This window comes from Qipengyuania nanhaisediminis (assembly GCF_045862805.1).
GTDB lineage: Bacteria > Pseudomonadota > Alphaproteobacteria > Sphingomonadales > Sphingomonadaceae > Erythrobacter > Erythrobacter nanhaisediminis_A.
Window position 1 is genome coordinate 370,766 of record NZ_AP025760.1, and the last position, 21,693, is coordinate 392,458.

The 21,693-nt window shown below is 63.2% G+C and carries 26 protein-coding genes; 11 read left to right on the forward strand and 15 right to left on the reverse strand.

Annotation, left to right across the window (positions count from 1 at the left end; all coding sequences use genetic code 11):
* Positions 1 to 13 precede the first annotated feature (13 nt).
* The 7 genes from rsmG to hemE form a co-directional block, all read right to left on the reverse strand.
* On the reverse strand, positions 14 to 652 hold the full coding sequence (gene rsmG / locus ACKTSM_RS01810; protein ID WP_407875440.1) for a 16S rRNA (guanine(527)-N(7))-methyltransferase RsmG: 639 nt from the start codon (positions 650 to 652) through the stop codon (positions 14 to 16).
* A complete protein-coding gene (gene mnmG, locus ACKTSM_RS01815; RefSeq protein ID WP_407875441.1) occupies positions 649 to 2,502 on the reverse strand; it encodes a tRNA uridine-5-carboxymethylaminomethyl(34) synthesis enzyme MnmG in 1,854 nt (617 codons plus the stop codon). The genes rsmG and mnmG overlap by 4 nt, the downstream gene beginning before the upstream one ends.
* A gap of 99 nt (positions 2,503 to 2,601) precedes the next feature.
* A complete protein-coding gene (mnmE, locus tag ACKTSM_RS01820) occupies positions 2,602 to 3,888 on the reverse strand; it encodes a tRNA uridine-5-carboxymethylaminomethyl(34) synthesis GTPase MnmE (protein WP_407875442.1) in 1,287 nt (428 codons plus the stop codon).
* Positions 3,889 to 3,922: 34 nt separating this feature from the next.
* Entirely contained in the window at positions 3,923 to 4,189 is a 267-nt protein-coding gene (locus tag ACKTSM_RS01825; RefSeq protein WP_407875443.1) for a DUF6489 family protein, read from the reverse strand.
* 73 nt (positions 4,190 to 4,262) lie between these two features.
* Positions 4,263 to 5,528: a transcription termination factor Rho gene (gene rho, locus ACKTSM_RS01830; RefSeq protein ID WP_407875444.1), complete on the reverse strand. Its 1,266-nt coding sequence runs from the start codon at positions 5,526 to 5,528 to the stop codon at positions 4,263 to 4,265.
* Between the two features lie 237 nt (positions 5,529 to 5,765).
* On the reverse strand, positions 5,766 to 6,209 hold the full coding sequence (locus ACKTSM_RS01835; RefSeq protein WP_407875445.1) for a CopD family protein: 444 nt from the start codon (positions 6,207 to 6,209) through the stop codon (positions 5,766 to 5,768).
* A 10-nt stretch (positions 6,210 to 6,219) separates the two neighbouring features.
* Positions 6,220 to 7,239 (reverse strand): uroporphyrinogen decarboxylase, encoded by a 1,020-nt coding sequence (gene hemE, locus ACKTSM_RS01840; RefSeq protein ID WP_407875446.1) that lies wholly within the window; start codon positions 7,237 to 7,239, stop codon positions 6,220 to 6,222.
* Positions 7,240 to 7,568: 329 nt separating this feature from the next.
* Between hemE and ACKTSM_RS01845 the strand changes: the two genes are divergently transcribed.
* From ACKTSM_RS01845 to ACKTSM_RS01890, 10 genes are all read left to right on the forward strand, one after another.
* Positions 7,569 to 8,414, forward strand: a complete 846-nt coding sequence (locus ACKTSM_RS01845) for a pyruvate, water dikinase regulatory protein (RefSeq protein WP_407875447.1) — start codon at positions 7,569 to 7,571, stop codon at positions 8,412 to 8,414.
* Positions 8,411 to 9,019, forward strand: coding sequence for a Maf family protein (locus ACKTSM_RS01850; protein WP_407875448.1), 609 nt, complete (start codon positions 8,411 to 8,413; stop codon positions 9,017 to 9,019). The genes ACKTSM_RS01845 and ACKTSM_RS01850 overlap by 4 nt, the downstream gene beginning before the upstream one ends.
* Entirely contained in the window at positions 9,016 to 9,885 is an 870-nt protein-coding gene (gene aroE / locus ACKTSM_RS01855) for a shikimate dehydrogenase (RefSeq protein WP_407875449.1), read from the forward strand. Before ACKTSM_RS01850 ends, aroE begins: the two co-directional genes overlap by 4 nt.
* Entirely contained in the window at positions 9,882 to 10,484 is a 603-nt protein-coding gene (gene coaE, locus ACKTSM_RS01860; RefSeq protein ID WP_407875450.1) for a dephospho-CoA kinase, read from the forward strand. Before aroE ends, coaE begins: the two co-directional genes overlap by 4 nt.
* Before the next feature lie 49 nt (positions 10,485 to 10,533).
* Complete coding sequence (dnaQ, locus tag ACKTSM_RS01865; RefSeq protein ID WP_407875451.1) at positions 10,534 to 11,235, forward strand: DNA polymerase III subunit epsilon; 702 nt, start codon at positions 10,534 to 10,536, stop codon at positions 11,233 to 11,235.
* 55 nt (positions 11,236 to 11,290) lie between these two features.
* On the forward strand, positions 11,291 to 11,854 hold the full coding sequence (hpf, locus tag ACKTSM_RS01870; protein ID WP_407875452.1) for a ribosome hibernation-promoting factor, HPF/YfiA family: 564 nt from the start codon (positions 11,291 to 11,293) through the stop codon (positions 11,852 to 11,854).
* A gap of 166 nt (positions 11,855 to 12,020) precedes the next feature.
* Positions 12,021 to 12,482 (forward strand): PTS sugar transporter subunit IIA, encoded by a 462-nt coding sequence (locus tag ACKTSM_RS01875; RefSeq protein WP_407875453.1) that lies wholly within the window; start codon positions 12,021 to 12,023, stop codon positions 12,480 to 12,482.
* Positions 12,472 to 12,939: a PaaI family thioesterase gene (locus ACKTSM_RS01880; protein ID WP_407876392.1), complete on the forward strand. Its 468-nt coding sequence runs from the start codon at positions 12,472 to 12,474 to the stop codon at positions 12,937 to 12,939. The genes ACKTSM_RS01875 and ACKTSM_RS01880 overlap by 11 nt, the downstream gene beginning before the upstream one ends.
* Complete coding sequence (locus ACKTSM_RS01885; RefSeq protein ID WP_407875454.1) at positions 12,851 to 13,285, forward strand: DUF1491 family protein; 435 nt, start codon at positions 12,851 to 12,853, stop codon at positions 13,283 to 13,285. Before ACKTSM_RS01880 ends, ACKTSM_RS01885 begins: the two co-directional genes overlap by 89 nt.
* 201 nt (positions 13,286 to 13,486) lie before the next feature.
* Positions 13,487 to 14,149, forward strand: coding sequence for a cell wall hydrolase (locus tag ACKTSM_RS01890; RefSeq protein WP_407875455.1), 663 nt, complete (start codon positions 13,487 to 13,489; stop codon positions 14,147 to 14,149).
* 67 nt (positions 14,150 to 14,216) lie between these two features.
* On the opposite strand, the gene xth is transcribed toward ACKTSM_RS01890, so the two are convergent.
* From xth to ACKTSM_RS01905, 3 genes are all read right to left on the reverse strand, one after another.
* Positions 14,217 to 15,026 (reverse strand): exodeoxyribonuclease III, encoded by an 810-nt coding sequence (gene xth / locus ACKTSM_RS01895; RefSeq protein ID WP_407875456.1) that lies wholly within the window; start codon positions 15,024 to 15,026, stop codon positions 14,217 to 14,219.
* A gap of 38 nt (positions 15,027 to 15,064) precedes the next feature.
* Positions 15,065 to 15,394 (reverse strand): iron-sulfur cluster insertion protein ErpA, encoded by a 330-nt coding sequence (erpA, locus tag ACKTSM_RS01900; RefSeq protein WP_407875457.1) that lies wholly within the window; start codon positions 15,392 to 15,394, stop codon positions 15,065 to 15,067.
* 62 nt (positions 15,395 to 15,456) lie between these two features.
* Positions 15,457 to 15,888 (reverse strand): CBS domain-containing protein, encoded by a 432-nt coding sequence (locus tag ACKTSM_RS01905; RefSeq protein ID WP_407875458.1) that lies wholly within the window; start codon positions 15,886 to 15,888, stop codon positions 15,457 to 15,459.
* A 146-nt stretch (positions 15,889 to 16,034) separates the two neighbouring features.
* Between ACKTSM_RS01905 and ACKTSM_RS01910 the strand changes: the two genes are divergently transcribed.
* Complete coding sequence (locus ACKTSM_RS01910; RefSeq protein WP_407875459.1) at positions 16,035 to 16,355, forward strand: hypothetical protein; 321 nt, start codon at positions 16,035 to 16,037, stop codon at positions 16,353 to 16,355.
* On the opposite strand, the gene ACKTSM_RS01915 is transcribed toward ACKTSM_RS01910, so the two are convergent.
* The 5 genes from ACKTSM_RS01915 to ACKTSM_RS01935 form a co-directional block, all read right to left on the reverse strand.
* Positions 16,356 to 16,766 carry a (2Fe-2S) ferredoxin domain-containing protein gene (locus ACKTSM_RS01915; protein WP_407875460.1) on the reverse strand — a complete coding sequence of 137 codons (411 nt, stop codon included), beginning with the start codon at positions 16,764 to 16,766 and terminating at the stop codon, positions 16,356 to 16,358. It lies immediately after the preceding gene.
* Positions 16,763 to 18,928, reverse strand: a complete 2,166-nt coding sequence (locus ACKTSM_RS01920; RefSeq protein ID WP_407875461.1) for a prolyl oligopeptidase family serine peptidase — start codon at positions 18,926 to 18,928, stop codon at positions 16,763 to 16,765. Before ACKTSM_RS01920 ends, ACKTSM_RS01915 begins: the two co-directional genes overlap by 4 nt.
* 67 nt (positions 18,929 to 18,995) lie before the next feature.
* A complete protein-coding gene (locus ACKTSM_RS01925; protein WP_407875462.1) occupies positions 18,996 to 19,496 on the reverse strand; it encodes a DUF2497 domain-containing protein in 501 nt (166 codons plus the stop codon).
* 51 nt (positions 19,497 to 19,547) lie between these two features.
* Positions 19,548 to 21,032 (reverse strand): TolC family outer membrane protein, encoded by a 1,485-nt coding sequence (locus tag ACKTSM_RS01930; protein WP_407875463.1) that lies wholly within the window; start codon positions 21,030 to 21,032, stop codon positions 19,548 to 19,550.
* The gene (locus ACKTSM_RS01935) at positions 21,032 to 21,628 is read right to left on the reverse strand and encodes a protein-L-isoaspartate O-methyltransferase family protein (protein ID WP_407875464.1); all 597 of its coding nucleotides are present in this window, start codon (positions 21,626 to 21,628) and stop codon (positions 21,032 to 21,034) included. Before ACKTSM_RS01935 ends, ACKTSM_RS01930 begins: the two co-directional genes overlap by 1 nt.
* Positions 21,629 to 21,693: the final 65 nt, after the last annotated feature.

Sequence of the window (21,693 nt, forward strand, 5' to 3'; positions counted from 1 at the left end):
TTATCGTCTTGCGTCATTGACTTACGATGATACCCGCCTCCGGATCGGTCAATGATTGTTTCACGTGAAACAGTCTTCGAATCGAAGGTTTGACCGATTGCAATTCGTGCGCTGCTGAACGTCCCTTGGGCAAGAGGAACTTGGTGCTGCTTGTGGAGAAGGGTGCGGATAAACGCAGGAGTTTTTCCAGCGGTGCAAAGGCACGTGCCGAAATGATCCAGCTATCGAAGGGGTCGGTGATCTCGAGCCGCTGTCCCTCGATCCGGCAATTGGCCAGTCCGAGGCTGCGCACACACGTTTGTAGAAACTCGACCCTACGAGCCCGCGATTCGACGAGAACCACGTCGATCTGGGGTTGGAGGATCGCAATGACCATTCCTGGCAACCCTGGCCCTGTACCAAGATCCAGCCAAGGGCCGGGTGGCTTTTCGCGTGTTTCACGTGAAACATGCTCGAGCAATTGCGCGCTATCCGCGATGTGGCGTTGCCATAACTGCGCTTCGGAAGGTTTGCTAATAAGGTTCTGGCGACCGTTCTCGTCCAATAGCGCCGCGATATACCCGCTCAGCACCTCCATTCCCGAGGGGGCCGCCCAATTGGCGACGTAGGCGCGAGCCTCATCCTCAGTGGTGATTGGTGCTGGAGTGCTCATGCGGCGTTTTGCCAGCGTCGGGCGTGGACCAGCAGTGCCGACAGCGCAGCCGGAGTGATTCCCGGCACCCGCCCCGCGGCCGCGAGAGTGGTCGGTGCGGCCGCGCTCAATCGCTCGATCATCTCGTTCGAGAGGCCTGGCACCTCAGCATACGGGAAATCGGGTGCAAGCGGCAGGGATTCGCTTGCACGAAGATCACGCAATTCGGCGTCCTGCCTCGCAAGATAGGGGGCATAGGCCGCATCTTCAGCCATCTCGGCGAGAAGTGTGGAATCAAGATCAGCAGCTTCACCTAGCCATGGCGCAAGCGCCTGGGCATCGATCGTGTCATGACCCAACCACCGCGCCGCAGTCTTGGCGGAATGATCGCGGCGCACCGGTAAGCCCGCATCGGACAGCTCACGAGCAGAGATCGGGCGGTTCAACGCCTCGGCTATGGATTTGCGAGCCTCCTCGCGCTCTTCGTACCACCGACGGCGATCTTCCCCGACGCAACCTGCCGCCATACCAAGCGGCGTGAGCCGGGTGGCCGCGTTGTTCGCTCGCAGCCGCAACCGGTATTCGGCGCGCGAGGTCAACATGCGATAGGGTTCGCTCACGCCCTGCAATGTCAAATCGTCGATCATGACGGCGATATACGAATTGGCGCGGTCGAGCGCGGGTGGTTCGGTCCCGCGCGCAGCTGCGGCGGCTTCAAGTCCCGCGACAAGACCCTGCGCGGCCGCCTCTTCATATCCGGTCGTACCGTTGATCTGGCCTGCACAATAAAGTCCCGGGATCGCCCGCAACTGCAGATCAGGGGTCAGGGCGCGCGGGTCGATGTGATCGTATTCGACCGCATAACCGGGAACCGACATCGTTACTGCGCCGAGGCCGGGCATGGCTCGCAACATCGCAAGTTGGACATCGACGGGAAGCGAGGTGCTGATGCCGTTGGGATAGACCAGATGGGTCGTCAGTCCCTCGGGTTCGAGAAAAACCTGATGACCGTCGCGATCGCCGAACCGGTGGATCTTGTCCTCGATCGAAGGGCAATAGCGCGGCCCGGCGGCATCGATGGCGCCTGAGAACAACGGCGACCGGTCAAGGTTTGCGCGGATGACATCGTGCGCGGCCTGGTTGGTCCGGGTGATTGCGCAAAACACCTGCGGATTGCGACGAGCGGGGGTCAGGGCGGACATTGTCCAACCGTCATCATCCGAGGGCTGTTCATCGAGCACAGCCCAATCGATCGTCCGCCCGTCGAGCCGCGGCGGGGTCCCTGTCTTGAGCCGCGCCATCGGCAAGTCCGCCTCGCGCAATTGCTCTGCCAGGCGCCTTGCCGCGTTCTCCCCGATCCGCCCTCCCTCGAACCGCTCCTCGCCGCGATAAAGGATGCCGCCGAGGAATGTGCCGGTGCACAAGATCACCCGGCCCGCATCAAGCCGGGTGCCATCTGCAAGTTCGAGACCGCGCACCGCCCCCCCATCGAGCACGAGCGCAGCTGCTTCGCCCTCTATGACGGTCAGGTTCCGCTGCCTGTTCACCAAGGCTTGAACCTCAGCCTTGAACAGGTCGCGGTCGGCCTGGACCCGTGGTCCCCAGACTGCTGAGCCCTTCGAGCGGTTGAGCATGCGGTAGTGGATCGCCCCAGCATCGGCCGCACGGGCCAGCACGCCGTCGAGCGCATCGACTTCGCGAACGAGGTGCCCCTTGCCCAGGCCACCGATCGCCGGGTTGCAGCTCATCGCACCGATCGCCTGACGATCAAAGGTGACGAGACCAGTCCGCGCGCCTGTGCGCGCCGCGGCGCAAGCCGCTTCGACACCGGCGTGCCCGCCACCAATCACCAGGACATCGAATTCGTGCATGGCGCGCCAGATAGGGACTGCGCCTGGAATCGTCAAAGCCAATTGGGTTGAGGTGTTCCACGTGAAACATGAGGGGCACCCCGTAATTGGCAGGCGCGACTATTTGCCGATGCAAAACCGAGAGAAAAGCGCATCGAGCATGTCTTCGGTGGTCGCCCGTCCGATCAGCCTGTCGAACGCGAGGCGCGCTTGCCGCAGCTCTTCTCCGATCAGCAGGAGATCGCGCTGCTGACCTGCTGCGCGCAGCGCCGCGTGCGCCTCGGCAAGCCGTGCATGCTGCCGCGCATTGAGAGCCGCCTCGCCCGGCTTGGGAAGGACCGCGCGGGCTCGCTCGACAAGCGCTGCTTTCAAAGCCCCGATGCCCTCACCCGTCACCGCCGAGACGACGTGATCAGCCTGCGCCTTTTGCATAGCATTCGCGTCGTCGGATTTGGTCGAGATTTCCCAGGCACCCGATGGGCCCTCACCCTCGGGCCCGAGCCAGAGGATACAATCCGCGCGCGATAATTCCGCACGGGCGCGGGCGATGCCGATCGCCTCGATCGGTTCGTTGCCATCCTCGCGAAGCCCCGCGGTGTCGACCAGGGAAAACGGGATCCCGGCAATCGCAACCGAGCGCTCGATCACGTCGCGCGTCGTCCCGGCAATTGGCGAAGTGATCGCCGCCTCGCTGTCGGTAAGCGCGTTGAAAAGCGTGGACTTTCCCGAATTGGGCGGCCCGGCCAGGACAACGCGAAAACCCTCCTTGATCTTCTCGCTGCGAGGCGCGTCGAGCAATTCGCCAATCTCAGCGCACAGATCGTCGAGTTCCTCTGCAAAGCGCGCGGGCATCTGTGCAACATCGTCTTCATCGGAAAAGTCGAGCGCGGCCTCGATTTCGGCAGCGGCACGAAGGCTGGCATCGCGCCAGCCTTCGATCAGCGATGACAGCCTGCCCCCGGCGCTGGCAATGGCGCTTGCGCGTTGCCATTCGGTTTCTGCCTCGAGCAGATCGGCCAAACCTTCGGCCTCAGCGAGATCAATACGGCCATTGGCAAAGGCACGCCGGGTGAACTCGCCCTCTTCTGCCGGCCGCAATCCCTCGATCTCCGACAGGCTGCGCTGGACCGCGTCGAGCACCGCCCTACCCCCGTGGCAATGCAATTCGGCACAGTCCTCGCCTGTCGCCGAACGCGGACCGGGAAACCACAGGACAAGCGCGTGGTCGAGCACGGCGCCTTGCGGATCACGAAGCCGCGCGAGGCTCGCCTGGCGCGGCACGAAATCGCGCCCGGCGAGAGTCAGCAAGGCATCCTTGGCACGTGGACCGCTGATACGGATGACGCCGATCGCTGCCGGAGGAGACCCGCTTGAAACCGCGAATATCGTTGCCTGGTGGTCAACCATCAAACATGTCCGATCGCGCAGGACCGATGCCGGCTCATCCCTCGCCGGAATCGCGGCCCGCAGACGGATTGCCCGAAGGACGCATGCCGCCTTCGACAAAGTTCTGGAACATCTTCAGCCCCATCTGTCCCATCGGTGCGAGCGCGCTTGCAAATTCCTGCAATTGCGCGGGGTTGCTTACACCTTGCATCGCCTTCGTAATGGTCTCGACATAGACATCGTTGGCCTGGCTGACATCGGGCAAGCCCATGAAGGTGCGCGCTTCTTCGGGCGTGCAATCGATCTCGATATTCACCTTCATTGCGGCACTCCTTCGCAATAATTCCGCCAGCGGCGCGCGGGGCCTGGCAAATAGCACGGCCCCGCGGCCAAACCTACTGGTTCATCGTCTCGAAGAAATCCTCGTTGGTCTTGGAATCCTTCATCTTGTCGAGCAGGAATTCCATCGCGTCGACCGTGCCCATCTGCATGAGAATGCGGCGCAGGACCCACATCTTCGACAGCTTGTCCTTCTCGACCAGCAATTCTTCCTTGCGGGTGCCGGACTTGCCGACATCGAGCGCCGGGAAGATGCGCTTGTCGGAGACCTTGCGGTCGAGCACGATTTCCGAGTTGCCGGTGCCCTTGAACTCCTCGAAGATCACTTCGTCCATTCGGCTGCCGGTGTCGATCAGCGCGGTTGCAATGATCGAAAGCGATCCGCCCTCCTCGATATTGCGCGCCGCGCCGAAGAAGCGCTTGGGCCGCTGGAGTGCATTGGCATCGACACCACCGGTCAACACCTTGCCCGAGCTCGGGACGACAGTGTTGTAGGCGCGGCCAAGGCGCGTGATCGAATCGAGCAGGATCACGACATCGTGCTTGTGCTCGACCAGGCGCTTGGCCTTTTCGATAACCATTTCAGCGACTTGCACGTGACGATTGGCCGGTTCGTCAAAAGTCGAGGAGATCACCTCGCCCTTCACCGAACGCTGCATGTCGGTGACTTCCTCAGGGCGTTCGTCGACCAACAGGACGAGCAGGAACACCTCGGGGTGGTTGTCGGTGATCGCCTTGGCAATGTTTTGCAGCAGGACGGTCTTACCCGTACGCGGCGGCGCGACAATCAACGCGCGCTGACCCTTGCCCTGCGGCGAGATGATGTCGATCACCCGCGCCGACTTGTCCTTGACCGTGGGGTCGTTCGAATCGAGCGAGAGTTTCTGGTCGGGATAGAGCGGTGTGAGGTTGTCAAAATTGGTCCGCATCCTGACCGCTTCGGGATCCTCGAAATTCACCGCAGCAAGGCTGGTGAGCGCGAAGTAACGCTCGCCTTCGCGCGGCGCGCGGATTTCGCCTTCGACCGTGTCGCCGGTGCGCAGGCCCCATTTGCGGATCTGGTTGGGCGAGACATAGATATCATCAGGCCCGGCAAGATAATTGGCCTCGGGCGAACGCAGGAAGCCAAAGCCATCCTGCAGCACCTCGATGGTGCCGATCCCCATGATCTTTTCTTCGTACTCGTCGTCTTCGGCCAGCTCGCGCAGGATCGAGAAAAGCAGGTCCTGGCGACGCATGGTCGAGGCGCCTTCGACCCCGAGCTCTTCGGCCATCTGGACCAGCTCGGCCGGGGTGCGTGCTTTCAAGTCTTTGAGATGCATGGGAAATTCTATCCAGTTTTATGCGGGCAAGTGGTCAGGACCCCGGACGAGGAGCGAAGGCGACAGGGTTTTGGCACCCAAGGGCACCGCTTACAAAATTGTCGTCCAACGCATCTCGGTAACGAGGATCGGGGCTTGGAGAAAGCATGACCCGGCCTTGTCGTGAGACGCGGCCAATGCCGTTGTGATCGGGCGTGAAATATGCCTGTGCCGGCGCCGCGTCAATCGCTCAATTGGTCAAAACGGCTTGATCACGACCAGCACGACGATGAGCACCAGCAAGAGCCCGGGCACCTCGCCCATCAATCGCAGGGTTTTCTCGCCGAGCGGGCGCTCGCCGCGCGCCATCTTTTTCGCCTGCGCAACCAGCCAGCCGTGATAGCCGCTCAGCGCCAGCACGAGCGCGAGCTTGGCGTGGAGCCATCCGCTCGAGAAATAGCCCAGAGCGATGGCGAGCGTGAGGCCGAACAACCACACCGCGACGATGCTCGGCGTGAGGATGATCCGCCTGAGCTTTCCCATCCGTTCGGCCCATTTGGCCTCACCCGGCGAACCGGGCGCGTGGTCGAGCATGTAGATGCACTGACGGGGGAGCATGAACAGCCCGGCGAGCCAGAACACCACGAAGACGATATGACCCACTTCGAGCCAGGGCGAGATCGCGAAAAGTGCATCCTGCATGCCGTGCACCCTACCCTTCGCGCAATGTCGTCATCAAGGTCTCGACATGCTCTATCGGAGTGAACTGGCCGATCCCGTGGCCCAGATTGAAGACATGTGGCCGGTCTTCAAAGGCAGCAAGGACATGCCTTATGCGCGCGGGCAATTGCGGACCGCCCGCCTCGACCAGCAGCGGATCGAGGTTGCCCTGCACCGGCATTTCCGGCGGCAAATGCGCATGCGCCCAGGCCGGATCGACCGTCTCGTCGAGACCCACCGCATCGACGCCCGTTTCGCGCGCATAGGCGGGCAGTTTCGCCCCTGCTCCCTTGGGAAAACCGATCACCGGGACATGCGGATGCGATTTCTTGATCGCCGCGGTGATCGCCGCATTGGGCGCGATCACCCAGCGTTCGAACTGGTCGGGCGCGAGACTGCCCGCCCAGCTGTCGAACAATTGCACCGCTTCGGCGCCGGCATCGATCTGGCCGCGCAGATATTCGATCGTCACGGCGCCAATCGCATCGAGGATCGCCTGCATACGGGCCGGATCGCGATAGGCAAGCAGTCGCGACGGGCCCTGATCCTTCGAACCCTGCCCCGCGATCATGTAGGTCGCGACGGTCCAGGGCGAGCCTGCAAAGCCGAGCATCGTCACCGCGTCGCCGATTTGCGCCCTTGTCAGCCGCACGGTCTCGTAGACGGGATCGAAGCGGTCGCGCGCCTCGGTGAAATCCGAAAGTTCGGCCTCGAGCAATGTCGGCGAGAGCTTCGGCCCCTCGCCGGCGAGAAATTCCAGCCCCTGCCCCATGGCATGCGGCACGATCAGGATATCGGAAAACAGGATAGCTCCGTCGAAGCCGAAGCGCCTGATCGGCTGCACCGTCACCTCTGCTGCCGCCTCGCTGTCATAGACGAGCTCGAGAAAGCCGCCTTTCTCGGCGCGCAATTCGCGGTATTCCGGCAGGTAACGCCCTGCCTGACGCATGAGCCAGACAGGCGCGCGTTCCTGGCGTTCACCATTGAGAGTATCGAATAAGGGACCGGGCATGGCGTTCCTTAAAACAAATAAACAATACTTATAAAAGGTTTGATGGAGTCTGTTGGCCCTGTGGAAATCGGGGATAGCGCGCCCTTGCCCGAAATTGCGCGTCGTTAGAAGTTTTTTGCGCAGCTGCGAATCCGCGCCGGGCTTGAGTCAAGCGCAAGATGTCCCCGGTCTCCCCAGCCTGTCGATACGCGCGCACTTGTGATGACAAGTCGCCTTCAGAATCGGTCGGCAGCGGTGAGGAAATCCTCTCCCAAGCTTGTCGACACTTCTCTCCCGTGGTTTATGCCGGTGGTTGTCCACATGCCCACGAAAGCGCTCCGCCCCGCCCTATGAATCGCCTGAATCTGCATCTTGTATCGGATTCCACCGGCGAAACGCTCGAAATGATCGCCAAGGCGGCGCTCGCGCAATTCGACGATCCGACCGTGAGCCGCCATTTCTGGCCCATGGTCCGTTCGCGCCAGCATCTCGACCGGATCGTCCCCGACCTTGCTGCCAATCCAGGCCTCGTCCTGTTTACACTCGTCAATCCCGAGACCCGAGCTCGACTGGAAGAACATTGCCGGCGTCTTGGCCTTCCCGCAGTGCCGGTGCTCGACCAGGTCACCGCCGCGCTCGAAGCGCAATTGGGACAGGAAGCGCACGGCAAGCCGGGCCGCCAGCACATCATGGATGCCGACTATTTCAAGCGCGTCGACGCGATCCAGTACACGATCGCGCATGATGATGGCGTGGGGCACGAAAACTGGGAAGAGGCCGACATCGTGCTCGCCGGCGTTTCGCGCACATCCAAGACCCCGACCAGCATCTATCTTGCCAATCGCGGCTACAAGGTCGCCAATATCCCGCTGGTGGTCGAGAGCCCGCCGCCCGATGCGCTTTTCCGGCTGCGCCAGCCGCTGGTCGTCGGTCTCACCACCGCGCCCGAGCGGCTGGTCCAGATCCGCCGCAACCGACTCCTTTCGCTGAACGAGGGGACCGAGACATCCTATGTCGACAACGAGCAGGTGAAGTCCGAGATTCAGTTCGCCCGGCGCATGTTCGCTGACAATGGCTGGCCCGTGATCGACGTGACCCGTCGCTCGATCGAGGAGAGCGCGGCAGCGATCATCCGGCTGGTGCAGGAGCGCACCCGCAAGGACCGCCAGATCGAGGGGGTGTCGAAACCGATATGAGCACTGCACAGGAAAAGCCGCCGCTGGTCCTGGCGTCGCGTTCGGAATCGCGGAAAGCCATGCTCGATGCAGCGGGCGTGCCTTACGAGGCGCGCCCCGCGGCAATCGACGAACGCGCGATAGAGCGCGACCTCGCCGATGCCGCGCCGGAAGATATCGCCGAGGCGCTGAGCGTTGCCAAGGCCGCCGCCATCGCACGCGAGGATGCGGCCGCGCTCGTCCTCGGAAGCGATTCGCTTGTCACCGTCGAAGGCCGCCGCTTCGACAAGCCGCGATCGCGCGAGGAGGCGCGAGAACACCTGGGCTTCTTCTCGGGCAGGATGATGGAACTCCACAGCGCTGCGGTCATAGTCCGCGGCGAGGGTTGCCTGTGGGCGCACAGCGACTGTGCCCACCTCCTCGTGCGTGATCTCTCGGATGATTTCATCGACCTTTATGTCGAGGTCGAGTGGCCCGCGATCTCGCACACGGTTGGTTGTTTCCGCATCGAGGCCATGGGCGTGCAATTGTTCGAAAGGATCGAGGGCGACCAGTTCACCGTGCTCGGCATGCCGCTCCTGCCGGTGCTCGGGGCGCTGCGCGATCAAGGGGTCCTGCAGGCATGACGAAACAGGCGGTCATGCGGCACGCGCAGGTGATCGGCGACCCGATCGCGCATTCGAAATCGCCGGCGATCCACAATTTCTGGCTCGAGAAACTGGCGATCGCAGCCGAATATACGCGCAAGCAGGTAACCGAGGCGCAGCTGGTCGATTACATCGCCAGTCGACGCGCCGATCCTTGCTGGGCAGGGTGCAATGTCACCATGCCGAACAAGCAGGCGGTGATGCCCCTGCTCGACAGGCTCGATCCGCTCGCCGAACGGATCGGTGCGGTGAACACGGTCGTGCGCGGCGAGGACGGCCGGCTGACCGGCCACAACACCGATGTCGGCGGTTTTCTCGAACCCCTCGCACCGCTTTTTCAAGGCGATCACTTGTTTCGCATGGCCCGCATCATCGGAACCGGCGGAGCAGCGCGTGCAATCATCGCGGCGCTCGCGGACAAGGGGTTCGTCCTCGTGGTAGCAGGCCGCGATCCGGACAAGGCGCGCGCGCTTCTTGCCGAGCTTGCGCCGAATGGTGACCACCACGCCATCCACCTCTCGCATTTCGCACAACCCACCGATTTTGCTTTCGACGACCGCGAAGGCTGCCTCGACCTCGTCATCAATGCCTCGCCGCTCGGCATGACCGGGCATCCGGATCTCGCCTTCGACTGGAGCCATGCCCCGCCAGGCAGCATCGCCTATGACATTGTCACCGATCCGCTGGAAACGCGATTCCTCGCCGAGGCGCGCGCGGCCGGGCATCGCGTGATCGATGGTCATGCCATGTTGATCGGCCAGGCGGCCGAGGCATTCTCATTGTTGTTCGGCCACCAGGCCCCGCGCGAGCACGATGCCGAATTGCGCGAGCTCCTCAGTTCGTGACCCGTCCGCTCATCATCGGCCTCACCGGATCGATCGGGATGGGCAAGTCGACCGTGGCAGCGATGTTCGCTGAAGCCGGTGTCCCGGTTTTCGATGCCGATGCCGAAGTGCGCGCGATGCAGGGCGAAGGCGGCGAACTTGTCGAAGCGATCGAGGCAGCGTTTCCCGGATCGACCGGTCCTGACGGCGTCGATCGTGACGCGCTTGGGCGGGCGGTGTTCGGCGACAAGAGCAAGCTCGCCAGGCTCGAGGCCATCGTTCACCCCGCTGTCGCCGAGCGCCGGCAATTGTTCCTCCTCGAAAATGCGGGTGCGCCGATGCTGGTGTTCGACATCCCCCTGCTGTTCGAGCGCGGCGGGGACGAGGCGGTCGATCTGGTGGTGGTCGTTTCCGCCCCCGCCGATATCCAGCGCGAGCGTGTTCTCGCCCGGCCCGGCATGACCGCGGAGAAGTTCGCCCACATTCTCGGGCTCCAGGTGCCCGACGCAGACAAGCGCGCGCGAGCGGACCGAGTGATCGACACCGGCACCACCCTCGACCGGACCCGTCAGCAGGTCCACGCGCTGATCGCCGAACTCGGATCGAATCGCGCGAACTAGGCGAAACGAGGCTTGCGCGCGCAGCCGTTCGCGCCGATAACGAGCGGCGATGCGCGAGGTGATTTTCGATACCGAGACAACGGGCCTGGACCCAAAAACCGGTGATCGGATGGTCGAAATCGGCTGCGTTGAAATGATCGACCGGGTCGAGACCGGCCATTCCTACCACGCTTATTACAATCCCGAACGCGACATGCCAGCCGCTGCCGAAGCGGTGCACGGCCTGTCGAGCGCATTCCTGGCGTCCAAGCCTCTGTTCGCGGACACCGTCGATGAATTGCTGGAATTTCTCGGCGACGCTCCATTGGTGGCGCACAATGCGGGATTCGATTTCGGGTTTCTCAATGCCGAACTCGAACGGATTGGGCGCGAACCTATCGCACTCGACCGCATGGTCGACACGGTCGCGATTGCGCGCAAGAAACACCCGGGCGCCAAGCTTTCGCTCGACGCGCTGTGCACGCGCTACGGGATCGACCGCAGCCACCGGGTCAAGCACGGTGCGCTGCTCGATGCCGAATTGCTGGCACAGGTCTATGTCGAACTGACCGGAGGTCGCCAGATCGGTCTGGCGCTCGCCGCAGACAATGCCGAGAGCGCTTCGGATTCGGTCGAGACGCCTGCCGAAGTGCTCGCGGTCCAGAGCCAGCGCCCGCGCCGTGAACCGCGTCCGCACGCTCCGAGCGCTGCCGAGCTGGCGCGGCACAAGGAATTTATCGCCGGGATCGAAAACCCGATCTGGGCGCGCTGAAACGGCCCGGGACCCTGACGTCCCGCGTGCCGATTGACACGAGGAGACGGCAAGGATGGATATCCGCATTTCAGGCCACCAGGTGGAAACAGGCTCGGCCTTGCAGGAGCACGCCTCTGACCGGATCGGCGCCATTGTCGAGAAGTATTTCGACCGCGCGCTGTCCTCCCACATCACCTTCGGCAAAGCCGCCGGAGCGGTGTTCACCTGCGATATCGTGACCCATGTGAACCAGGGGATGATCCTCAAGGCGCAAGGCCAGGCGCATGACGCGCACCAGGCGCTCGAGGATTGCGCGACCAAGATCGAGAAGCAATTGCGCCGCTACAAGAGCCGGCTGACCGACCGTCACGAACGCGCAATGCAGGTGCGCGCCGAGGAAGAGGCCGCTTACACGATCTTCGCTACCGAAGAGGCCGAGGAACCCGCGCCTGCCGATGCCCCGCCAGTGATCGCGGAGACCAGCATGTATATCCCCGAGGCCAGTGTCGCGGACGCGGTGATGATGCTCGATCTGCGCGACACGCCGGCGCTCTTTTTCAAAAATGCTGGAACCGGAAGGCATAATATGGTTTATCGCCGGTCGGATGGATCGATCGGATGGGTCGAACCTCGTTAGGGCCTTGAAAACCTGCCAATAGTAGGGTGCCGTAAGGGAAAAACAGAAGGGCTCAGCCTTACACTTGCAGCCGGATGCCGCCCCCAACTGCGCGGCGCGGCTTGCTGTCCGGCTGGCTTTTGCGCCCCCGTTTGCGGGGTGAGACTATCGGGATTTTTTGATCGCAATGGACTTGAATATCACTCTCGCGCCTGGTGCGGTGAAGACCGCGCGCCTCGAAACCAGCCGCCAGATCCTCTCTGAAATCGCGTCGCTCTTTGCTGACACCTACGGGCTCGATGCCGACGCAATCTGCGAAGGGCTCGAACAGCGCGAAGCGCTTGGCAGCACCGGCTTCGGCCGCGGGATCGCAATCCCCCATTGCCGCAGCAGCGCGGTCAATCGGCCCACCATGGCACTGCTCGCGCTCGAGCACCCGGTCGATTTCAAGGCGGCCGATGCCATTCCGGTCTCGATCGTCTTCGGTCTCGTATCGCCCGAAGATGCCGGCGCCACGCATCTTCACGCGCTCGCCGCGATCTCCCGGCTGTCGCGCGACGAGACCATGCTGTCAGCTCTCAACGACGCGCCCGACGCCGAGGCGCTCTATGCCTTGCTGACCAACCAGTTCCTGCGTGATGCCGCCTGACGCTGCGCCGGACAATTCCGGCGCGCAGTCGCATTACCGCGCGCTTGAGCGGCTTTACCGCTCGGCGCCGGTCAATCGAAAATTCGATTCGTCGTTGGAAATCATCGAAGAAGGCCGGTCGCGGCTGGTTTTCACAGTCGGCGAGGACGATTTCCACGCCGCCGGGGCAGCGCATGGGACGATCTACTTCAAGATGCTCGACGATGCCGCTTTCTACGCGGCCAACACGCTCGCCACCGATCGCTTCCTCCTGACCACCAGTTTCAACCTTCATTTCACCAAGCCGGTGCGCGAAGGCAGGGTGGTTGCGGAAGGGCGCTGGATCAGCGGCAAACGCCGGGTGCTGGTTGCCGAATCGCGACTGGTCGATGCGCAGGGCGACGAAATCGGTCGCGGGACGGGCACCTTCATGCGCTCCCGGATCGCGCTTTCGAGCCTGCCTGGCTACCGGAGCTGAGGGGAGGGCGGTGAACGAGCGGCTTCCGGCCCATCTCGAGATTTCCAGCCTCATCAGGCTCACCGAATCGCATGGAGGCAGCGCCATGGTGCTTGCCAAGGGCGAACGCGATGCGGGCACCGTGCTCATCGTTACCCAGTATCGCGGCGGGCAATCACGGCTGTTCGAGCGAATGCCGCAGCTCGATGGAACCCGATCCTTCGTGGAAACCCGTAAGGAAGATGCTGAAAACGCGAAAGAATTTTCGGACTATCTTGCCCGCCGCCGCCAACAGGACCCAGATATCTGGATTCTCGAGGTGGATATCGCGGATCCTGAACGCTTCATCGCACTTCTGCCGCGTTAACTTGACCTAGTTTCAAATGTGACTATTTGGGGCTCCGCTTCCAGACGCGCAGGCCCGTGGGACGACAATTCGGTCGCTCGGTGGGCACGCAGACGGGGGGCAGCCGGCAGGCTACTTGGACCACCTCTCTCAATTCGGCGAAAATTTCGCGAATGTCCTCGCCTGTGTCTGTGCTCGCTCACCGCACAAAAAGTTGATTTGATGAGTCGCAAGACTTACTCGCTCAGCGCGGTCGCCATTGCCGCCATCGCTTCCCTGAGCTTCTCGAGCGCCGACGGCGCTCTCGCCAATGCCCAGGCAGCAGCCCTCGAGGCCGCGGCCGAGCAGACCGAAACCGCCGATGCGACCGAACAAGCGGTCGAGATCGTACCGGAACAGACCGTTTTCGTGTCGGATGAAGTGGTCCAGCCGCTGCCCGCCGAAGACCTTGCCCCGCAGACCGATGCAAATTCGCTGCGCGAACTCGTCAGCCTCGTCGATACCGATGACCAGCTGACCGAGCAGATGCGCTGCCTCGCCGGTGCGGTTTATTTCGAATCGCGTGGTGAACCCCTTTATGGTCAGCTCGCGGTGGCAGAGACTGTCATCAACCGCAGCGAAGACCGCCGCTGGCCTGCCAGCTATTGCGGTGTCGTGCTGCAGCGCTCGCAGTTTTCCTTCGTTCGCAACGGGCGGATGCCGCGCATCAACACCGGCACCGCCGCATGGGACCGTGCCAAGGCGATTGCGCATATCGCACATGAAGGTTTGTGGGAATCGGACGCCAAGGATGCGGTCTATTTCCACGCAACCTATGTCAGCCCGCGCTGGAGCCGTGCGAAGACGCGGCTGACGCAGATCCAGACGCACATATTCTACCGCTAGGCGTCCGCACGCCAGCGACGAACGACGAAGCCCTGCCGATATCGGCGGGGCTTTTTCGTTGCGCGTCTCATTTCTCTCGCAGGATAGCCCATACAGGGGCGTGGTCGCTGGCCTTTTCGCGTCCGCGATGCTCGCGATCGACCCCCACCGCCTCGAGCCGGTCGGCGAGTTCGGGGCTGAGCAGGATGTGGTCGATGCGAAAACCGTGGTCGCGCTGCCACGCGCCGGCTTGATAGTCCCAATAGGTCCACACGCCTCCGCGCGGATTGAGCGTGCGCACCGCATCGGTCCAGCCATCGCCCAGCAGGCGGGCATAGGCGGCGCGCGATTCGGGCTGCATCAGCGCATCGTTCGCCATGGCGCGCACCGAGAAGACATCGTCGTCCTCGGGGATTACGTTGTAGTCGCCAAGCACCGCGGCAGGCACCTCTTCGTCCCAGATCGCGCGCATGCGGGCTTGGAGCTTGTCCATCCAGGCGAGCTTGTAATCGAATTTTGGGCCGGGATGCGGATTGCCGTTGGGCAGGTAGATGCACACGATCCGGACAGTCTCGCCGTCCTTGGTGACATCGGCCTCGATATAGCGCGATTGCTCGCCCTCACCTTCCTTGGGACCGTCAATGCCGAGCCCGCGCTGAATTTCGGTGCAGCTGTATCCGGCTTTTTCATCGACGAGGATCGCCACGCCGTTGAAGCTCTTCTGGCCGTGCCAGATCGCGCTGTAGCCGAGCGCTTCGAACTCGCTCGCGGGAAAGCCCTCGTCCTGGCTCTTGATCTCCTGCAGGCAGGCGACCGCGGGCCGGGTTTCCTCGAGCCACTCCTTGAGCCGCGGCAGGCGCGCCTTGATCCCGTTGATGTTGAAAGTGGCAATCTTCATGCGCCACCTAGTGCCCCACAAACGGGGCCGGGGTAAACCTAAATCCCGAAGCTCGAACCGCAGCCGCAGCCAGCCGCGGCATTGGGATTCTCAACCCGGAATGCCGCCCCGCCCAGCGATTCGACGAAATCGACGACACTGCCATCAACAAGGTCGATGCTGACCGGATCGACCACCAGCTTCACCCCGTCGGTCTCGCTTACCCGGTCATCGGCCGAAATCTCGTCTGCGAGATCGAACTTGTACTGAAAGCCCGAGCACCCGCCGCCTTCGACCGAAAGCCGCAGGATCGCGGGCTTCGCCTGCTTTTCGGCGATCCAGGCCACGCGCTTTGCCGCAGCAGCGGTGAGAGTGAGGGTTTGGGACATGGCGTCGATCTAGGGTGCACCGCGCACTTCCTCAAGAGCGCCGCACGCTCAACCGACGCTGTTCAGGCGGTCTGAATGTAATCGCGAAGCGCCGCCGCCTCGTGTTCGACCTCGTCGATCTTGTCCTTGACCAGGTCGCCAATCGAGATGAACGCCACCAGCTCATCGTCATCGACCACGGGAAAATGGCGGAAGCGCCGCTTGGTCATAAGCGCCAGCGCATCGTCAACCTTGGTGGCCGAATCGATCGTGATGACGGGCGACGTCATGATGTCCTCGACCGGGCGCGAAAGGCAGTCCGCGCCCTGTTCGGCGAGGCAATAGATGATGTCGCGCTCGGAAACGATTCCGGCAACCTTGCCATCGCGAAGAACCGGGATCGCGCCGATCTTCTTGCCTGCGAGCAGGCTCACCACTTCGGTCACCGGGCTTGCAACATCGCACGAAATGATATCGGCAGGGTCCCGGCTGGCGGTGATTTTGGCAATGGTCATCGTTGCTTGTCTCCTTCGCCCATGAAAATGCCACCAAAAGCGCAAAAAGGCGAGTCCGCCCGCTTGTCGCCGCGTGCCTCCTTGGCTGGCCGGAGCGCGTATCTCTTTCGTTGCAATGCCCCGCCAACGTCCCCAAGGAAGCCCTGATGGTCAACAAGAGCCCCCTCGACGATCCTGAAACGGCCGCGCATGCCTGGGCGCGTTATCGCGCGATCATGAAATTGCTGCTGAGCGTTACGATCGCCGTGGTCCTGATCGCGGTCATCCTGCTCTACGCTTTCAACGGGGCGATCTCGGTACATTTCTACATTGCGGTCGCGCTCGGGATAGCCTTCACCATGCTTCTGGGAGGCGGGCTGATGGGGCTGGTGTTCCTGTCAAACGGGACCGGTCACGATGCCTCGGTCGACAACAAGCTGCCGAGCGCCGACGATCTGTGGGCCAAGAAGGATGATGACGAGAGCTGACTAGCCCTTTTGCGGGGGCGTGAGGCGATAGTCCTCGACCGGCACGCCGCCGACCAGATGCTCGTCGATGATCCGGTCCAACACTTCGGGGCGGCACGAGTGGTACCAGACGCCGTCGGGCCAAACGACCGCGATCGGCCCATGCGCGCAGATCTGAAGGCAGTCGGCCTTGGAGCGCTGGATCCCGCCGGGACCTTTCGGATGGTCGGCGGTGCGCCTCGACCCTGCAAGGCCGCGCTCCTTCAACGTGTCCTTGAGGTGTTGCCAGGCGCGCTTGCCTTCCTCGCGCGAGCAGCATTTCTGCTTTTCGGAGACCGCGCACAGGAAGATCTGGCGCTCGATGCGTTGCTCGCCATCGCCGTATTTCTTCGCCAGCGCGGTCTGCGCAGAAAGCAGGCTGTTCTTGCTCATTCGCCCGCGTCATCCTCGCGCGTCAGCCAGCGATCGAGCCACGCAAAGACGGTGTCGTGCCATTGCAGCGAGTTTTTCGCGCCGAGCACCCAGTGGTTTTCGTCGGGGAAGACCAGCAGCTGCGAAGGCACGCCGCGCTCCTGCAATGCGGTGAAGCTTTGCAGGCCCTGCGTGTAGGGCACGCGGAAATCCTGTTCGCCCGCGATCACCAGCATCGGGGTGCGCCAGTTCTCGACGTAATTGACCGGGTTCCAGCGCTCATAAGTTTCCTTGGCCTCCGAATACGAGCCGCCAAAATCCCAGCGCGGGAACCACAGTTCTTCGGTCGAATAATAGAAGCTGCGCATGTCGAACAGGCCATCGTGCTGGACGAGGCAGTTGAACCGGTCGGGCCAGTTGCCGGCGATCCAGTTCACCATGTAGCCGCCATAGCTCGCCCCCATCGCGCAGGCGCGGGTGCCGTCGATCTGGCTGTCAAGCGCCAGCGCGGCATCGAGGCCGAGCTGGAGATCGACCAGCGGCTTTCCGCCCCAGTCGCGGTTGATCGAATCCATGAAGTCCTGCCCATATCCGGCGCTCCCGTGGAAATCGACCGAGATCACCGCATATCCCTGGCTCGCCAGCACGCGCGGGTTCCATCGGCTCGACCAGCCATCGCGGAACGATCCTTGCGGCCCGCCATGGATGTAGAGGATGGCAGGAATCGGACCTTCCTGATTTTCGAGGCGCGTGATCTGACCCCAGACGGTGTCGCCTTCGGCGCCTGCAAAGGAGAAGCGCGTGGTCACCGTCGTCGCCTTTTCGCCCATGCGACTGGTCACCACGTCGGTCAGCGGGCGCGCTGTCGCCGAGCTATGGGCGAGGTAAAGCTCGCTCGGCACACCGATCGAATCGCGGGTGAACAACAGGCGATCGCCGGCAAGCGCGGTGAGATTGCCGATATGCGCTTCGGCCCCGGCCATCAGATTGAGCTCGGTCACGGCGCCGGTTTCGGGGTCGATCCGGAAAGCAGGCGTGTCGAGCACGTCCGCGGCGGTGGCAAGGATATGACGACCGTCCGCGCTCCAGCTCAACGAGTGAAAGGAAAGATCGGTGTCCCGCGTGAGAGCGCGCACCTCTCCGCTGGCGAGATCGCGCAGGTGAATGACGGTGCGATCGGATTCGTAACCTGCCCGCGCCATGGCGACATAAGCGAGGCTGCGGCCGTCGGGCGACGGTGCCGGATTGGCGTCGTAGGCAGGATTGTCCGCGGTCAGGTTGACCGGCGCAGCGCCCGAAAGGTTCGACCAGTAGATGTCGAGATCGGTCGAAGTCGGTTCGCTTGCATCGGCTTCGCGCGCTACGAAATAGAGACCCGATCCATCAGGCGCCCAGGCGATATCTTCGCTGCCGCCGAACGGCATGGTTGGCGTATTGCCGATCGGCTGTCCGCCATCGGCGGCCACCCCGTCTCCCGTGATCGTCCCGTCTTCGAGGTCGAAAACAAAGACGCGGTTAAGCTTGCCCGGTTCGATCCAGCGGTCCCAGTGGCGGTAGAAACCACCATCGCCCTCATAGAGGCGTCCGCTGCCGATTTGCTCCGCGTTCTGCTCGCAGAACAGGCTTGCGCAATCGCGCCCGGTCTCACCCCAAAGCGCAACAGCGTCGCCGGACGGGGAAAGCGCGAAGCCTGCGATATCTCCACCCTCGATATCGGCGACAAGCATCGGGCCGGTGACATTGCCATCAGCCTCGAGCGCGGCGCGCCAGAGCCGCGAGCGCCTTTCGACGGCCTCGTCATCATCGCTTCCGATGTGGTCGGAGCTCAGGAAATAGAGGAAATTGTCCGGCCCGAAGGAGAGCGAGGAGGCCCGTATCCCAAGGTCGAAGCGCACCGGATCGCTACCTTGTCCCGCGATGTCGAGGATGTAATGCTCTGGCTTTCGATCGTAAGTCTCAGGATCGGTGCGGGTCACCGAATAGACCGCGTAGCGCCCATCCGAAGTGACAGTCGGACCGCCGAGCCGCGGCATGGTGACGAGGTCCCGCGCGGTCATGGGCGGCCGTTCGAGCCCTTGGATTCCGTGCGGCTCGGCCTCGTCATGCGCGCTCGCGGAAAGCGGCGCAAAGACGAGGGCGGGGATTGCGGCGAAGGCGAGCGAGCGAATGATGCGGCGTGTCATGCGTATGGCAGTTACAGCCAGCGCGAGGCTCTTTCCAGAGAAACCGCTAAACGGGTCTGAGTGCGGCCTAGTTGCGCTTGCCCGCGATCCGAGCGATCTCGGCCTGGACCATCTTCTCGACCATGCCGGGAAGATGGGTATCGAGCCATTGGGCGAGCATCGGGCGAAGCAATTCGCGGGTCAGCCCTTCGAGCGACGTTTCGCCCGAGCGCACGATCTGCGGTTTTGCCGGCGGCTCGGAGAGCATGGCAAGCGCGGCGAGGTTCTGCTGCATTGCGCCGCGCACTTCCTCGGCGATGAGCGATTCGTCGCTGTCGTCGTCCGACGCGGGCGAGAGGTTCTCTTCGCGCTCATCACTGTCACCATCGTCGAAATCGGACAATTCCATTTCGGCAAGGTCGAGCACTTCTTCGGCCTCGTCCTGCGCGGCAGGTTCGACCGGCTGCGCCTCGGGCTTTTCCTGGCGGTTCGCCCGCGAGGCGAGCGCGTTGTCTCGGCTATCGCGCGCGATCACCTTCTTGATCGATTCAAGAATCTCTTCGACCGATGCTTCGTTTTCGTTCGCCACCCGAGATGCCCCTGATCTGCTGCGTTAACCTTGCGAATCACGCACTTCGCGTCATTCGGACGGTTCCAATACGGGACCAATCAAGTCTTCGCCTGCCGTAATGTCAACGGTCCTGGTCGAATTCGGTGCCGGTTCGGGATCGCGGTCCCAGTCCCAGATGCGTCCGTCGACCCGTTCGTAATTGGCGAGCGGATCGTAAAGCGGGCCCCCGGTCTCCAAGTTGAGATCGCGGGCCTCGGCTCGGCCCATTGCGGCCAGCAACGAGAAGCCTGCGACATAGGCATTGCGCCTTGCTGTCACGAGCTGGGCGCGCGCCGACAGCAATTCCTGTTCGGCATTGAGCACCTCGATGATGGTGCGGTTGCCGATCGAATTGCCCGCGCGCACGCCCTCGAGGCTAAGCTCGGCCGCTTCGACAGCAGCGAGCGAGCTGGCGATCACCGCATTGGATGCACGCCAGCTGGCATAGGCCGCGCGGGTCTGCTGGATTACGCGGCGTTCGGTCGCGATGACCTGTTCGAGCGCAGCGCTTTCGCGCGCACCGGCCTGGCGCTGGCGCGCGGCTGGCAGACCGCCCTGGAACAGCGGGATGGTCACGCGCACGCCGGCATTGGCGGTCGTTTCGCTCTGCGCGAAATCGGACGCGATAGGGCCACCCAGGGTGCCGAAGAAATCGCTATAATCGTAATTGGCAAACAGGCCGACTGTGGGCAGGCGCCCAGAACCGGCGACCTCGTAGTCGTAACCGGCCGCATCCGCGCGTTCCTTGGCCGCGATGAGGTCGGGATTGTTCTCGAGCGCGGTCGCGACCGCTTCGCCCGCCGTTTGCGGGAGGCCGGGAAGCGGCGGCGGAGCCTGGAGATCGACCGGCGCGCGCCCGACGAGCTCGATATAGGTCTCGCGCGCGGCGACGAGATTGGAGATCGCGGTGCGCAGGTCGCCTTCGGCCAGCGCGAACCGCGATTGTGCCTGGGCGACATCGGTGCGGGTCAGGTCCCCGATTTCAAACCGGTCGCTGGTCGATTCGAAGGTCACGCGCAACACGTCGACCTGGTTGTCAGCCAGCTGGGCCAGGGCTTCGGCGCGCAACACGTCCATGTAAGCGGCGACGGTCTGTGCGAAGATCGCGCTTTCGGTCGCGCGCAGATCGGCCCGTCCGGCCTCGACCCGCTCGCGCGCGGCGGCGATCCCGTTGCGCACCGCGCCACCCGAATAGATCGGCACCTGCAACTGGGCATTGATCCCCAGATTGCGCGAAGGCGCGGTGAAGGAATTGGCCGATTTGCGCAGGAACTCGATATGGGTGGCGGTTGCCGTCGCGCTCGGCAGGCCGAGTGCGCGCTGCACGTTCACGTCCTCGTCGCTCGCGCGCTGCGATGCCCGTGCGCCTTCGAGGGTGGGATTGCTGTTATAGACGGCGGCAAGCGCCTCGCGCAGTGTTTCGGCCTGCGCGCTCGCGGCCTGGCCCGCAAACGCCAGCGCGCCGACGCACGCCGCCATGCGCAAACCTGTCGCGAAACGCGCGCCAGCCGCCATCAGAAGGTCCAGCCCTTGGGCCGGTCGAAATAATGAAGCACGGGAATACCGAGGTCTTCGACCGCCAGCAGGGCGATTTGTCCTGCAACCTTGCGGCCCGAGGCAAGCCGGGTGACCCCGCGCTCGACCAGGCCGCCAACCACACGGCCGCCTTCCTCGAGCGCATCGCCGAGACATTCGGGCAATTGCTCGATCGCGCCATCGATCACGATCAGCGAGTGCGAACCGGACCCGATCTTGCCAGCTGCCGCATCGGCGGCAGAGACCGTGTGCAGATCGGCGACCAGCGGACGTAGCAATTCGGCCAGATACCCGGTGCCGCCTTCGACCACGAGGGCGCTGTCTTGCGCGCTTGGCGCGGCTTCGATCAGGACCTTGCCGTAGAACAGCGGCGCGGCAAGCACGCCGTCGCCGACCGCAACCGAACGGTCGATATAGGCCAGGTGCGCCTTGTCGGCCGGGATGAATTCTTCGCGCGGGACTGCCATCATCCGCGCAAGCGCGAATTCCTCGTTCACGCCGCTCGTGCGCAGCTGGCTGTCGATCATGGCCTTGCGGGAGGCGAGGCTGTCGCGGGTCAGGGTGGTGTTGCTCATGCGTGCTCCGTCAGACTGTATTAGGGTTGCAATACAGCGCGTCAACCCTTCCTAGCCCTCGCGGC

Bases quoted from the DNA above. Each gene is read 5' to 3' on its own strand.
- rsmG (WP_407875440.1), bottom strand. From the start codon at position 652: ATGAGCACTCCAGCACCAATCACCACTGAGGATGAGGCTCGCGCCTAC.
- xth (WP_407875456.1), bottom strand. From the start codon at position 15,026: ATGAAGATTGCCACTTTCAACATCAACGGGATCAAGGCGCGCCTGCCG.
- ACKTSM_RS01930 (WP_407875463.1), bottom strand. From the start codon at position 21,032: ATGGCGGCTGGCGCGCGTTTCGCGACAGGTTTGCGCATGGCGGCGTGC.
- mnmG (WP_407875441.1), bottom strand. From the start codon at position 2,502: ATGCACGAATTCGATGTCCTGGTGATTGGTGGCGGGCACGCCGGTGTC.
- hpf (WP_407875452.1), top strand. From the start codon at position 11,291: ATGGATATCCGCATTTCAGGCCACCAGGTGGAAACAGGCTCGGCCTTG.
- ACKTSM_RS01935 (WP_407875464.1), bottom strand. From the start codon at position 21,628: ATGAGCAACACCACCCTGACCCGCGACAGCCTCGCCTCCCGCAAGGCC.
- ACKTSM_RS01920 (WP_407875461.1), bottom strand. From the start codon at position 18,928: ATGACACGCCGCATCATTCGCTCGCTCGCCTTCGCCGCAATCCCCGCC.
- ACKTSM_RS01875 (WP_407875453.1), top strand. From the start codon at position 12,021: ATGGACTTGAATATCACTCTCGCGCCTGGTGCGGTGAAGACCGCGCGC.
- hemE (WP_407875446.1), bottom strand. From the start codon at position 7,239: ATGCCCGGTCCCTTATTCGATACTCTCAATGGTGAACGCCAGGAACGC.
- ACKTSM_RS01915 (WP_407875460.1), bottom strand. From the start codon at position 16,766: ATGAGCAAGAACAGCCTGCTTTCTGCGCAGACCGCGCTGGCGAAGAAA.
- ACKTSM_RS01890 (WP_407875455.1), top strand. From the start codon at position 13,487: ATGAGTCGCAAGACTTACTCGCTCAGCGCGGTCGCCATTGCCGCCATC.
- ACKTSM_RS01845 (WP_407875447.1), top strand. From the start codon at position 7,569: ATGAATCGCCTGAATCTGCATCTTGTATCGGATTCCACCGGCGAAACG.
- ACKTSM_RS01835 (WP_407875445.1), bottom strand. From the start codon at position 6,209: ATGCAGGATGCACTTTTCGCGATCTCGCCCTGGCTCGAAGTGGGTCAT.
- ACKTSM_RS01880 (WP_407876392.1), top strand. From the start codon at position 12,472: ATGCCGCCTGACGCTGCGCCGGACAATTCCGGCGCGCAGTCGCATTAC.
- mnmE (WP_407875442.1), bottom strand. From the start codon at position 3,888: ATGGTTGACCACCAGGCAACGATATTCGCGGTTTCAAGCGGGTCTCCT.
- rho (WP_407875444.1), bottom strand. From the start codon at position 5,528: ATGCATCTCAAAGACTTGAAAGCACGCACCCCGGCCGAGCTGGTCCAG.
- ACKTSM_RS01825 (WP_407875443.1), bottom strand. From the start codon at position 4,189: ATGAAGGTGAATATCGAGATCGATTGCACGCCCGAAGAAGCGCGCACC.
- ACKTSM_RS01850 (WP_407875448.1), top strand. From the start codon at position 8,411: ATGAGCACTGCACAGGAAAAGCCGCCGCTGGTCCTGGCGTCGCGTTCG.
- ACKTSM_RS01910 (WP_407875459.1), top strand. From the start codon at position 16,035: ATGGTCAACAAGAGCCCCCTCGACGATCCTGAAACGGCCGCGCATGCC.
- dnaQ (WP_407875451.1), top strand. From the start codon at position 10,534: ATGCGCGAGGTGATTTTCGATACCGAGACAACGGGCCTGGACCCAAAA.
- erpA (WP_407875457.1), bottom strand. From the start codon at position 15,394: ATGTCCCAAACCCTCACTCTCACCGCTGCTGCGGCAAAGCGCGTGGCC.
- aroE (WP_407875449.1), top strand. From the start codon at position 9,016: ATGACGAAACAGGCGGTCATGCGGCACGCGCAGGTGATCGGCGACCCG.
- ACKTSM_RS01885 (WP_407875454.1), top strand. From the start codon at position 12,851: ATGCGCAGGGCGACGAAATCGGTCGCGGGACGGGCACCTTCATGCGCT.
- ACKTSM_RS01905 (WP_407875458.1), bottom strand. From the start codon at position 15,888: ATGACCATTGCCAAAATCACCGCCAGCCGGGACCCTGCCGATATCATT.